The organism is uncultured Odoribacter sp., assembly GCF_937966165.1.
Lineage (GTDB): Bacteria > Bacteroidota > Bacteroidia > Bacteroidales > Marinifilaceae > Culturomica.
The window spans coordinates 40,566-54,332 of sequence record NZ_CALCLB010000014.1; the positions used below are offsets into that span (position 1 = coordinate 40,566).

Here is a 13,767-nt window from a genome sequence, read left to right on the forward strand (position 1 = left end):
TGAACCGTGAAGAATATTATAAAACTTATATTAAAGTACCATTTTACTATAATTTTTATACTATTGGAAGTTGTGGCATTTTCTTTAATTGTACAACACAATAACTATCAGAAAACAGTTTTTTCCCGGCAAACTTCTTCACTTTTTTGCTATATTTCTTCCTACCTGACGGATATTCAAAATTATTTTCATTTGGAATCTGCCAACCGGAAATTACTGGAAGAAAATACGGCACTGAGGAACAGAATCGAACAAATGAGGGGGACTTTCGCTCCCGTTACAATAGATACTGCAATAGTGACAGTATCGTATGTATACCGGAAAGCACAAACCATCAACTCCAATTTTAATAAAACTAAAAATTATATTACAATTGATAAGGGGTTTACGGACGGAATAAGAAAAGAAATGGCTGTAATCTCTCCAGACGGAGTAGTGGGAATTATCCGGAATATCAGTAATCACTATGCAGTTGTGCTCCCTTTGATAAATGTCAATCTCAGGGTTTCTGCAAAAGTTAAAAAAAACGGATATTACGGTTCCCTGCAATGGGACGGAAATGACTACCGCTATTCTTATCTGAATGATATTCCCTTCCACGTAGACGTACAGAGAGGAGATACCATTGTGACATCAGGGTTTTCTTCTATTTTTCCGGAAGGGGAACTGGTCGGATTCGTAGAATCAGTTGACAAGGAGACGGCTAATTTCCTATCCATTAAAGTAAAACTGGCAACTGATTTTAAGAAAATATCGGATATCTATGTGATAGAAAACAGAAAGAAAGAAGAGAAAAGAGAATTAGAGGCCACTACCTATGAAGAGAAATAGGTCGGATAAATTTGTGATACAATGAACAGTGCTAAATATTGGATTCATGTTTTATGTTTATTTATTATTCAGATAACAATTCTGGACAATATCCAGTTGCATTCCTATATTTATATCAATATCTATATTTTAGCGATACTGGTTTTACCTTACGGTATGAAGAAAGTTACCGTGCTTTTTCTTGCCTTTTTATTCGGTTTAATCATGGACTTAGCGAATAATACGATGGGAATTCATGCTGCAGCAACTACTTTTCTGGCTTATATCCGTCCTAAATTATTACAGTTTACACTGAACCGTGAACAAATTGATGAAATTGAAGGGACGCATAAAATGAGAAATTTAGGCTGGTTTTTAAAATATACCTCCTTTTCAGTACTGGCTTACAATATTGTTTTAATTCTGGCTGAGGCTTTTTCATTTGTCAATATTGGAATTACTTTTATGCGTATCTTGTGTAGTAGTATAGTTTCTTATATTTTTATTCTCCTTTATTATTTCATTGCGATCAAAAAGAGGCAGGAATAAACAGAAGGATGAGAAGGCGGGGTGATTTTTAAAGGTTTCGGTAAATAATGAACAAATTTACTCATAGAAAAACTGTAATTTCGGGTATCATTATCGGAATATTCGGAATATGTATTATACAATTATTCATTTTACAGGTTGTAGACGACTCGTATAAGCTTTCTGCGATTAACAATGCCCAGCGGACAGAGACTCAATATCCTGCCCGGGGATTAATTTATGACCGGAATCAGGAATTATTGGTGTATAATCAGGCCGCTTATGATTTAATGATTATTCCGCGCCAGGTAAAAACATTTGATACACTGGAATTGATATCTATTTTGGGTATTTCCAAAGAAACACTCGAAAAAAACATCAATAAATGTAAACACTATTCCAATTTCAAAGCGTCTATCCTTATTTCCCAGATCACCGACGATAAATATGCCCGTTTACAGGAAAAATTGTACAAATATCCTGGATTTTTTATGCAAACCCGGACGCTTCGGAAATATAACGTAGCTCATTCAGCGGATGTGTTTGGTTATATCGGTGAAGTAAGCCCTGCCCAAATTGAGCGGGATAGCAATTATGCTTTGGGGGATTATATCGGTATAAACGGTTTGGAAAAAAGCTATGAAACTGTACTTCGGGGTACTAAAGGAAAAAGAATTCTGTTAGTGGACAATTACAATCGGGTTAAAGGTTCTTATCACAATGGGGACTACGATGTTCCGGCAGTCGTGGGAGGAAATATTACGACGACTTTAGATATTAAATTGCAGGAGTATGCTTATCAATTGATGAAAAATAAAAAAGGGGGAATTGTAGCCATTGAACCTGCTACGGGAGAAATATTATTGAAAGTATCCAGTCCCGGTTATGATCCTCAACTTTTGGTGGGTCTGGAAAGGGGAGCAAATTACCGGAAGTTGCAAAACGATGAGAATACCCCCCTGTTCGACCGTACAGTTATGGCTTCCTACCCTCCCGGTTCCACCTTCAAGACCATTCAGGCTCTGATTGGTTTACAGGAAGGAGTAATCACTCCGGAGTCCCGTTTTGAATGCCACGGAGGTTATTTTTTCAACGGTTTACGCATGGGATGTCACAATCACGTCTCTCCTCTCGATTTGAGGGCATCTATACAACATTCCTGCAATCCGTATTATGTAAATGTATGGAGACGGATTTTGGAAAATCCCAAATACCACAATGTCCGGGATGCTTATGGGAATTGGAGAAAATATGCCATGTCCTTTGGTCTGGGACAAAAAATATGCCCGGATTTCCGGAATGAACTGAGTGGTTCTATTCCCAGCCAGGAATATTTCGACAGGGTGCATAAAACGAAAAACTGGCATTGGATGTATATTATGTCCTTATCTATCGGACAGGGAGAACTTTTGATCACTCCGATACAAATTGCCAATATTGCAGCCTGTATTGCCAACCGCGGTTATTATATGACCCCTCATATCGTACGCCCTTCCGGACAAGTGGAGAATTATGCAGAAAAACATACCATTCCCATTGACCGGAAAAATTTTGAAATAGTCATCGAAGGGATGCAAAAAGCGGCAGAAGGAGGAACCGCACGCGTTGCCTCCATCGATTCGGTGACGGTCTGCGGTAAAACAGGTACAGTACAGAATCCCCATGGGGCCGACCATTCGGTATTTATGGCATTTGCTCCCAAGGAGAATCCGCAAATAGCCATTGTCGTATATGTCGAAAATGGAATGTGGGGAGCAACTTATGCCGCTCCTATTGCAGGTTTGATTATGGAAAAATACCTGAAAGGTAAAATCTCTCCCCGCAAAAAAGAACTGGAACAGCGGATGATGAATGCAAATCTACTGCCCGTAAGTAAACAAGCGAAGTCTCGGGAAAATAAAGAAGGTGAAGGAAATTAATATACAAGAGAATGAACAGACAATCTAACCTTTTAAAAAATATTGACTGGGTATCTATTTTCCTCTATACCGTATTGATCTTTATGGGGTGGCTGAATATTTATGCAGCTGTTTACGACGATACACACAGTAATATTTTAGATATCACTCAAAAATACGGAAAACAATTGATCTGGATCGGGGCATCCTTTCTGATCGGTTTTTTAATCTTATTGACGGACAGTAAATTTTTCACGGCTTTTTCTTTCGTCATTTACGGTTTAATGATCGGCTTACTGGCGGCAGTGCTGGTTTTCGGACGGGAAGTAAACGGGGCCCGTTCCTGGTTTGAATTAGGAGGAATCCGCATACAGCCGGCAGAATTCGCCAAGTTTGCTACTGCATTGGCTGTAGCAAATGTCATGAGCCGTCATGGTTTTAAAATCATGCGTTTTTCCAGTTTACTCCAGGTTGGTATCCTTCTGATTATTCCGGCTGCCTTGATTATTTTGCAAAACGATACCGGTTCTGCTTTAGTATACAGTTCGTTTATCCTGGTTATGTACAGGGAAGGTATGCATGGTTCTATTCTTTTACTCTGTTTTATTACGGTCGCCCTTTTTATCCTTACTTTATTGTATAATCCTTTTACGGTTTTATGTATTATTATTTTCGCCAGTCTGATAGCATTCTGGTATTATCGTCAGGGGAAAAATGAGTGGTATAAAGTATTTGTCTTTCTGACCGGATGCTTCTTTTTATTATGGGGAATCCGCTGGTTATTGGAATGGCCGGTTTCCCTTTACCATTTGTTATTGTACTCCTATGTTTTCACTTGTATTACCGGAATTTATTTTATCTACAAGCGGAAAATGAAACATATTATGTTGGTTCTTCTGGCTTCCTGGCTTTGTATAGGAGCTACCATTTCAGTAAGCTATGCTTTCGACCATCTTCAGCCTCACCAAAAAGACCGGATCAACAATTTACTGGGGATAGAAACAGACCTGACCGGAGCGGGCTATAATGTAAATCAATCCAAAATAGCAATCGGTTCAGGAGGATTCTGGGGGAAAGGCTATTTACAGGGCACTCAGACGAAATTCAACTTTGTGCCGGAACAAAGTACAGATTTCATTTTCTGCACTGTTGGGGAGGAATGGGGATTTGCCGGTACGACTGTAGTAATCATATTATTTTTAGTATTTATTCTGAGGCTTATTCACCTTGCCGAACGGCAGCGTTCCGATTTTTCCCGGATTTATGGATATGCCGTAGCCTGTATCCTTTTTTTCCATGTCGCCATAAATGTCGGTATGACAATCGGTATTGCCCCTGTCATCGGCATCCCTCTCCCCTTCTTTAGCTACGGCGGATCCTCTTTATGGGCATTTACCATCCTGATTTTTATATTCTTACGTTTAGATGCCAATCGCTTGCAAGTATTCAATTAACCGGAACTGAATTTTAGTTCCTCTCCCTCTAATAAGAACAAAAAAAGGTTTTACACAAACGTTTTAAATATCGGGCTTTTTTTCTACTTTAGTGCCTTCATTAGAAAGAAATATGCTTATGAAAACATTGATAACAAATATAAAACAACTGGTACAGACAGAGACAACTCCCCGGAAATGGGTGGCCGGAAAAGATATGGCTCATCTGGAAACAATAGACAATGCTTATCTGTTAGTGGAAGATGAAAAAATTGCAGCCTTCGGACCTATGGAAAAATTAAACCGGGAAGAAATAGAAAAAGAAACCGGAATTTTAAAAGAAATAGATGCGACGGGACGGCTCGTATTGCCTTCCTTTTGTGATTCTCATACTCATCTGGTATATGCCGGTAGCCGTGAAATCGAATACATTGATAAAATCCGGGGGCTATCTTATGAGGAAATTGCCCGCAGAGGGGGAGGAATATTAAATTCAGCACAAAGGATAAAAGAAGCGACTGAAGAGGAATTGTACAACTCTGCTTTCGAAAGATTGGAAGAAATAGCTATGTACGGCACAGGAGCTGTCGAGATCAAAAGCGGATACGGATTGGATACGGAAGGGGAATTAAAAATGTTGAGGGTGATCCGCCGTTTAAAAGAAAATACTCCTCTGTTGATTAAATCCACTTTCTTGGGTGCTCATGCCGTGCCTCTCCTTTACAAGCACGATCAAACAGCATATGTGGATTTAATTATCAATGAAATGATCCCGGCTATAGCGGCAGAAGATTTAGCAGATTTTATAGATGTGTTCTGTGATAAGGGATTTTTTACTGTAGAAGATACCGATCGCCTGTTAAATGCAGGTATGAAATATGGAATGCGTGCGAAGATCCATGCTAACGAACTGGACTACTCGGGTGGTGTGCAAGTCGGCGTAAAATACAACGCCATTTCTGTAGACCATCTGGAACATGTAGGAGAAAAAGAAATTGCATGCCTTTTGGAGAGCGAGACGATGCCGACTGTTTTACCCGGCGCTGCCTTTTTCCTGAATATGCCTCACTCCCCTGTACGCCAAATGATCAATGCCGGATTGCCGGTAGCTTTAGCTTCCGATTTTAATCCGGGCTCCTCTCCTTCCGGAAATATGAAATTTATCATGTCTTTAGGTTGTATCAATTACAAAATGCTACCGGAAGAAGTGATCCATGCAACCACGATTAACTCCGCTTATGCTATGGGCGTTGAAGAAGAAGCCGGAAGTATTGCAGTCGGGAAATGGGCTAATTTTTACATTACTTTGCCGGTTCCCGGAATCGAATATCTCCCTTATGCTTATGGAAGTCATCTGATCGATGCCGTCTTTTTAAAAGGAGAACAAATGTAAGAAAAGAAAATTTCTAAAAATCACTTGCTGAACAAGACCATCAACTGATTGAAAAAGTAAATATAAACATCTTATATACAAACGTTTATAAAACTGAATGTCAGGCGGAATATAAATACAAAAAATATGAAAAAACAGCTTATCGAGTGTGTTCCCAATTTCAGTGAAGGGAACGACATGAATATTATCAATCAGATTACCGATGCCATGAAAACGGTAGAAGGGATCAGTGTCATCGACGTGGACCCGGGGAAAGCGACGAACCGTACCGTAGTAACAATGGTAGGAGAACCGGAAGCGGTATGTGAAGCTGCCTTCCGGGCCGTCAAAAAGGCTTCCGAATTAATCGATATGACCCGACACAAAGGGGCTCATCCCCGTTTCGGTGCAACCGACGTATGCCCTTTAATTCCTGTTTCCGATATTACCATGGAAGAAACGGTAGAATATGCAAGAAAACTGGGGGAACGGATCGGAAAAGAACTTCAGATACCTGTTTACTGTTATGAATTTGCCGCTTTTACGCCGGAAAGAAGAAATCTGGCTACCTGCAGGGCCGGGGAATACGAAGCCTTGGGAGAACGGTTGGGAAGTGAACAATGGCATCCTGATTTCGGTCCGCGGGAACTGAACGCACATACCGCCAAAACAGGGGCTACAGCTGTAGGAGCCCGGAATTTTCTGGTAGCCTATAATATAAACCTCAATACGACCTCCACCCGGCGTGCGAATGCTATTGCTTTTGATGTAAGAGAAAGAGGACGGGTAAAGCGGGAAGGTAATCCGATTACCGGAAAACCGGTGAAAGATGAGAACGGAAAAAATGTGATGATCCCGGGTACACTTAAATCCGTCAAAGCTATCGGCTGGTACATAGAAGAATATGGTATTGCACAGATTTCCATGAATCTGACAGATATTTCTGTGACGGCTGTGCATGAAGCTTTTGATGAAGTCTGCCGGAAAGCTGCAGAAAGGGGAATTCGGGTAACCGGTTCCGAACTGGTCGGAGTTATCCCTCTGCAGGCCATGCTGGATGCCGGTCGCTATTTTTTACGGAAACAACAGCGTTCAACCGGGATTTCAGATAAAGAACTGATTAAAATTGCTGTCAAATCATTGGGATTAGACGAACTGTATCCATTCGATCCGAAGAAAAAAATTATCGAGTATATACTGGAAGAAGAAGCCAATAAAGGCCATAAAAAATTAATTGACCTGAGTTTGACGGATTTTGCCGACGAAACGGCTTCCGAATCACCCGCACCCGGAGGAGGGTCCATATCTGCCTATATGGGTGCCCTGGGAGCAGCACTGGGTAGTATGGTAGCCAACCTCTCTTCTCACAAGCGCGGTTGGGACGAGCGTTGGGAAGAATTCAGCGACTGGGCTGAAAAAGGAAAAGCTTTTCAAACGCAGTTAATGAAGTTAGTAGACGAAGATACTAACGCTTTCAATAAAATAATGGATGCTTTCAGCCTTCCTAAAAAGACTGAAGAAGAAAAAATGATCCGGAAACAAGCTGTACAGGAAGCAACCCGTTTTGCTACAGAAGTTCCTTTTAAAACGATGCAGCTTTGTTATGAATGCATGTCTGTCACCAAAGCTATGGCAGAAATCGGAAATCCAAACTCCGTTACGGATGCCGGAGTAGGTGCACTTGCTGCCCGGGCCGGAGTAATGGGTGCCTTTCTGAATGTAAAAATAAATGCATCCGGACTGGACGATAAAGCATATGCTGACAAAATTATTCGTGAAGGGGAAAATATCGTAGAGAAAGCCCGTCAACTGGAAGCAGAGATTCTGCAAATTGTCCATTCTAAGATTTAAACACCGTTTTTACGGTAACTATCCGTCCCCAAAGCCGTTTTAAAAAGAATAAAACGGTTTTGGGGATTTTGCTGCTAAAACAAATAATAGCTTTCTTTTACATATTTTATTAACAAAGATTTAAGAAAAAATTTTATAACGATAAGGAAGAATCATCAATTTGATTAATTTTGAACGTTTATAAAAAGTACACTTTAAGACGATGGAAAATAAACATTACACGGGTTTATCGGAACAACAGGTAAAGGAAAATCGTGAAAAGTACGGAGAAAATCTGCTAACGCCTCCTCCCCAGGTTCCCCTCTGGAAATTATTTCTGGAAAAATTCAAGGATCCGATTATTCGTATTTTGTTAGTCGCTGCTGCTCTTTCTCTGATCATCTCCATTCTTCACAATGAGTATGCAGAAACCATCGGTATTATTGTAGCTATTTTATTGGCAACGGGGGTGGGTTTTTGGTTTGAAATGGATGCCAACAGAAAATTCAAACTGCTGAATCAGGTAAACGACGATATTCTGGTAAAAGTTATACGGGAAGGAAATATTCAGGAAATTCCCAAAAGGGATATTGTCGTCGGAGATATTGTCGTATTGGAAACCGGAGAAGAAGTTCCGGCTGACGGAGATTTGTTGGAAGCTATTTCGCTCCAGGTAAACGAATCGACTTTAACGGGAGAGCCGATAATTGATAAAACGACGAACCCGCGGGAATATGATTCAGAGGCGACCTACCCTTCAAACCGCATCCTTCGGGGAACAACAATTGTCAATGGACATTGTATTTACGAAGTTAAAACAGTCGGGGATGCTACCGAATTCGGAAAAGTGGCTGAAAAATCGACAGAAATTACCGATGATAAAACGCCGCTCAGTAAGCAACTGGAACGCCTGGCACATTTTATCAGTATTGTAGGATTTATTGTTGCAGGGCTTACTTTCGTTGGTTTACTGGGAAAAGATATCGTTGAGGGATTTTTTACCTCCGAAAATCTTTTTACCCTGGATACAGCAGGCAGGATACTGAAATATTTTATGGTAGCTGTCACTTTAATTGTCGTTTCGGTACCGGAAGGGCTTCCGATGAGTGTTACGCTGAGTTTGGCATTAAGCATGAGAAAAATGCTAAAGACTAATAATTTAGTCCGCAAAATGCATGCCTGTGAAACAATGGGAGCTACGACTGTTATTTGTACGGATAAAACCGGTACACTGACCCAAAACCAGATGCAGGTATATCAGACGGACTTTTATGCCCTCCGGGACCAGAAATTAGCAGGGGATGAAATCAGTAAACTGATTAAAGAAGGTATTTCTGTAAATTCCACAGCTTTTCTGGATTACACTGATCCGGAAAAAATTAAAACTTTGGGAAATCCGACAGAAGCAGCCCTTTTACTATGGCTGCATTCTCAGGGAATCAATTATATCGATTACAGAGAAAACGCTTCTATCGCAGAACAACTCACTTTTTCCACAGAACGGAAATATATGGCTACGATTGTAAATCTCTCAGAGGAAGAACAAATCCTTTACATAAAAGGAGCACCTGAGATTGTATTCTCGAAATGCAGCCGGGTACTGTCTCCGGAAGGTTTGAAGCCGGTAACTGAATACAGGGAGATTGTAGAAAAACAACTGTTGGATTACCAGAACCAGGCCATGCGTACTTTAGGTTTTGCATACAGAACTGTGAGTTGTAAAGGAGAAAATTGTATTGAAAGATTTGTGGAAAACGAACTTATTTTTCTGGGAATTGTTGCCATCTCCGATCCTGTCCGTCCGGATGTCCCGGCAGCCGTACAAAGATGCCTGAATGCAGGGATTGATGTAAAAATTGTAACTGGTGATACACCTGCTACAGCCCGGGAAATCGGAAGGCAAATCGGAATCTGGAAAGAAGGGGATACAGCTGAACAAATAATTACAGGTGTAGATTTTGAAAAATTACCCGAAACGGAAGCTGCCCAACGGGTCTTAAAGCTAAAGATTATGTGCCGGGCCCGGCCTACCGATAAACAACGTTTAGTCGATCTGTTAAAACAATCCGGAGCTATAGTTGCGGTAACAGGAGATGGTACAAACGATGCGCCGGCTTTAAATCATGCCGACGTAGGACTGTCCATGGGAACAGGTACTTCCGTCGCAAAAGAAGCCAGTGATATTACGCTTCTGGACGATTCTTTCAATAGTATTGCAACAGCTGTTATGTGGGGACGTTCTCTCTATCACAATATACAACGTTTCATTCTGTTTCAGTTAACAATCAATCTTTCTGCACTTCTGATTGTGCTTATAGGTTCAATTTTCGGACAGGAATTACCGTTGACCGTTACTCAGATGTTATGGGTAAATATGATTATTGATACTTTTGCGGCAGGTGCCCTGGCTTCTCTCCCTCCTAATCCGAATGTGATGAATGAAAAACCGCGGAAAGCAACGGATTTTATTATCACCAAACCCATGCGGAACCGGATTATCGGCATAGGACTTTCATTTACATTTATTTTACTGGGATTGATGTATTATTTTACCAATGAAGAAGGTCTGATTTCCCGCTATGACTTATCGGTATTCTTTACCACTTTTGTCATGCTGCAGTTTTGGAATATGTTCAATGCCAAGGCTTTTATTTCCGGAAGTTCTGCATTTAAAGGGCTTTCTAAAAGTACCGGCTTTCTCATCGTTATGGTCATTATACCCATTGGTCAGTTCCTGATCGTAGAATTCGGAGGGAATGTTTTCCGGACGGTACCTCTATCGCTCAAGGACTGGGGATTGATAATCAGTCTGACGTCTTCCGTATTGTGGACAGGCGAAATTGTCCGGCTGATCCGGAAACAAGGAAAGAAGACGCATTCATCCGCTAAACGGTAGTTTGTTTCAGACAAAGGTTTTTAACCTGCTGCTTCGTGGAAACGATGTGCCGGTTAAACAGAGTCAGATTGCTCCGCTGTTAAGAGTGATACAGTCTGTTTTTGCATTGGACAGACTGTAAACCGGAACGGCGTTCATTCCATCTTGAACATCCTTTTTCTTACGACAGACAAAATACAAAGGATGATAGGTCAAAGGATAGCCCCGGGGAGTTGAAAATAACAAACGGTATTCCGCACAAAAACGTTCCAGACGACCTTTTGTCCAGGTATCAGCCCGCCCTACAGCATTTACACCGGTACGCTTCATATGCCGGATAATTTCAAGCGGATCTGAAAAATAAAGAGTGTGTTTTGTCTCTTCTGTATACAAAATCTCAAAATCTTTGGCTAAAAATGCGGACAATTCAAACCGGTCCGGATAAACAAGTCCCTGATGAGTAATTGTTTTCAGTTCATATAAATTATCTTTGCCGAACGTACTGAATGCCAAAATACCCTCTTTTGCCAAATGCCGGGCGAACTTTTTAAATACGACTTCCGGGGAATTTAGCCATTGAAAAGTAGAAGAAGAGACAATTGCATTAAATGTTCCGGGTAAAGCGACCGACTCGATATCCCCCACCAGACAAGAATTATGCTCAATTCCACATGCAGCTGAAGTTTTCCGACACATTTCCTCTACGAGATCATTTATAATTAAAACATGATTTCCCTGCCTCTCCTTTAACTTCCGGGTAAGTAAACCTGTACCGCATCCTACTTCCAGCATGCGGAATAAAGTATTTTCCGCGTATTTTTCCACCAATTGAAAAAGTCTTCCGGCAATTCGTTTCTGCACGGCAGCATTTTCTTCATAACTCTCCACACTACGCCGGAAACGGCATTTTATCTCTGCTTTGTCCATATTAAGTAACCGATTAAAATGAATTATACCTTTCAGGATCATAACCGTCTTTATTAAAAGAGACTATGAAAACAGTAAATAAGTAGGCAGTTCTACCTTATTTATTTCCGCTTGAATTAATATAATCCTATTGATAATCAATATAAATACATCTGCTTATTTCACTTTATACTTTACAAATGTCTTCCCAGGACCGGAAGGCATAAAACGGATAATGGGCCGTCGGCAGACTTTCTGTCAAAACCCCTCTCTCCTGCCACCAGTTTTTTTGGTTTTCTACAGGGAAAATAAGATCTTTTTCTGAGATAAAAGCCTTATCCCATTTCAGAGTATTCCGATAAATTTCGCTTTGCTTACGAATTGCCTCCAATTCCCGGATTTGCTCTCTCAGTTTACGTCCTGACGGATTATAGAGGAATTTTTCCCTTTCCTCCGGACAGGTGAACATACGGGAAAAAAATTTATCCCTCCCTTTTTCATCCATACGTCTTTCCGTTAACAAATAAACGGGAAGAGGTATTCCCCAACAGTTATCGACCGGTCTTTCCGTACCGTTAAAAGCTATCAGGCAATCGGGATGAACTCCCCATTCCGGTAAAACATTGGCAGCTGCCCATACTCCCATCGACCAAGCCACCACATTTATCTTTTTATATCCGCTAAAAGAGGGAATGCCACCACTGTCCAGAACGCAGTAGTCCCAACACATTACAGTATCCGTAACCTCTTCCAGACAAGGAAAAGTCCGTTCATCCATCCCCCACCCGTTAAAAAAAACAAGAACCTGGTCTGTATTATTTTTAGTAAGCCATTCTATTCGCATATTTTCGGGAATAAAAATTTACGTATACTATTCCAGACAACCGATGAAATCAAATAAACATTCGTAATCTTCTGCTGGAATGGCAGCGTTTAACGAAAAACGTATCCGGGCTTCATTTTTTGGTACTGTCGGATACCTTACGGGCAAAGCAAAAAATCCATTATCCCGAAGCAATTCTGCCATTTCGATACTGCTTTCATTCGATCCGCACAGGAAAGGCACGATATGGGAACTTCCCCTCGTTTCAAAACCATTTTCAGTCAGCACTTCTCTCAATTTATCTGCCGTATTCGCCAACTTTAAACGTAATTCATAAAAATCAGGCATATGGTTTAATACAAAACGGGTCCAGGCCACATTGACAGGAGGTAAAGCCGTGGTAAAAATCAAACTTCTCTGTGTATTCACTAAAAATTCTTTGAATAATTCCGAACATACCACAAAGGCTCCCATGGAAGCAAAAGCTTTCCCAAATGTTCCGATAATAAAGTCAATATCTTCCATACAAGCCTGTTCTTCACAACACCCCAGTCCATTTGTACCCCTTACCCCCACAGCATGAGCTTCATCCACATACAAAAAAGTTTCAAATTCTTTTTTAATTTCACAAAGCTCCTGTAAGTCTGCTATATCCCCGTCCATACTGAACACAGACTCCGTAACGATAAACACATTTTCGTATTCCTCCCGGTGCTGTTTTAAAAGATTCCGCAAATGTTCCATATCCAGATGCCGATATCTCAACAGCTCAGCTTCACTCAGCCGTATGCCGTCAATAAGACTGGCATGCACTAATTTATCGGCGATTATCAAATCCCGTTTAGAGGCCAGGGCGGGTAAGATACCGATATTGGCATGATAACCGGAGGTAAAGACCAAAGCAGCTTCCTTTCCATACAAATCGGACAGATCCGCTTCCAGCATTCCGTAATATTCGTGATTCCCGGATAATAATCTGGAAGATACAGCACTGTAAGGCAAGGCCCTGACATCGGTCTGTCCGTAAAATTCCTCCAACAGCTTCGGATAAGAAGACAAACCCAGATAGTCGTTCGAAGAAAGATTTAACATCTCCCGTCCGTCGTCGTGGATGAGAAAGCCGTTATGCTGTATATTGCGCAATTGCCGGAAATTTCCGGCTTCTTTTATTTTTTCTAACTTATGAAGATAACGTTCAAAATTCATATCTTATTGTTTGAATGACAGTTTCCGATTAAAACTGATACATCTTTCCGGATCGGAATAGCATTTATTATAAAAATAGTAAACAA

Annotated in this window: 10 protein-coding genes; 7 read left to right on the forward strand and 3 right to left on the reverse strand. The window is 40.9% G+C overall.

What is annotated here, in order from left to right; translation table 11 throughout:
- Positions 1-6 precede the first annotated feature (6 nt).
- The 7 genes from mreC to Q0465_RS06515 all read left to right on the forward strand — a co-directional run bounded on the left by mreC (position 7) and on the right by Q0465_RS06515 (position 10,767).
- The gene (gene mreC, locus Q0465_RS06485; protein WP_298614250.1) at positions 7-831 is read left to right on the forward strand and encodes a rod shape-determining protein MreC; all 825 of its coding nucleotides are present in this window, start codon (positions 7-9) and stop codon (positions 829-831) included.
- 21 nt (positions 832-852) lie between these two features.
- On the forward strand, positions 853-1,359 hold the full coding sequence (locus Q0465_RS06490) for a rod shape-determining protein MreD (protein WP_298614252.1): 507 nt from the start codon (positions 853-855) through the stop codon (positions 1,357-1,359).
- A 47-nt stretch (positions 1,360-1,406) separates the two neighbouring features.
- Positions 1,407-3,257 carry a penicillin-binding protein 2 gene (gene mrdA / locus Q0465_RS06495; protein WP_298614254.1) on the forward strand — a complete coding sequence of 617 codons (1,851 nt, stop codon included), beginning with the start codon at positions 1,407-1,409 and terminating at the stop codon, positions 3,255-3,257.
- 11 nt (positions 3,258-3,268) lie between these two features.
- Positions 3,269-4,690 (forward strand): rod shape-determining protein RodA, encoded by a 1,422-nt coding sequence (gene rodA, locus Q0465_RS06500; RefSeq protein ID WP_298614256.1) that lies wholly within the window; start codon positions 3,269-3,271, stop codon positions 4,688-4,690.
- Between the two features lie 118 nt (positions 4,691-4,808).
- Positions 4,809-6,062, forward strand: coding sequence for an imidazolonepropionase (gene hutI, locus Q0465_RS06505; protein ID WP_298614258.1), 1,254 nt, complete (start codon positions 4,809-4,811; stop codon positions 6,060-6,062).
- 126 nt (positions 6,063-6,188) lie between these two features.
- Positions 6,189-7,892, forward strand: coding sequence for a glutamate formimidoyltransferase (gene ftcD, locus Q0465_RS06510; RefSeq protein WP_298614259.1), 1,704 nt, complete (start codon positions 6,189-6,191; stop codon positions 7,890-7,892).
- A 202-nt stretch (positions 7,893-8,094) separates the two neighbouring features.
- Positions 8,095-10,767, forward strand: coding sequence for a calcium-translocating P-type ATPase, PMCA-type (locus Q0465_RS06515; protein ID WP_298614261.1), 2,673 nt, complete (start codon positions 8,095-8,097; stop codon positions 10,765-10,767).
- Positions 10,768-10,830: 63 nt separating this feature from the next.
- Here Q0465_RS06515 and bioC read toward each other — a convergent pair whose 3' ends face one another.
- From bioC to Q0465_RS06530, 3 genes are all read right to left on the reverse strand, one after another.
- A complete protein-coding gene (gene bioC, locus Q0465_RS06520; RefSeq protein WP_298614263.1) occupies positions 10,831-11,715 on the reverse strand; it encodes a malonyl-ACP O-methyltransferase BioC in 885 nt (294 codons plus the stop codon).
- Between the two features lie 124 nt (positions 11,716-11,839).
- Positions 11,840-12,496 (reverse strand): pimeloyl-ACP methyl esterase BioG family protein, encoded by a 657-nt coding sequence (locus tag Q0465_RS06525; protein ID WP_298614265.1) that lies wholly within the window; start codon positions 12,494-12,496, stop codon positions 11,840-11,842.
- Positions 12,497-12,523: 27 nt separating this feature from the next.
- Positions 12,524-13,681 (reverse strand): 8-amino-7-oxononanoate synthase, encoded by a 1,158-nt coding sequence (locus tag Q0465_RS06530; protein ID WP_298614267.1) that lies wholly within the window; start codon positions 13,679-13,681, stop codon positions 12,524-12,526.
- Between the last annotated feature and the right edge of the window lie 86 nt (positions 13,682-13,767).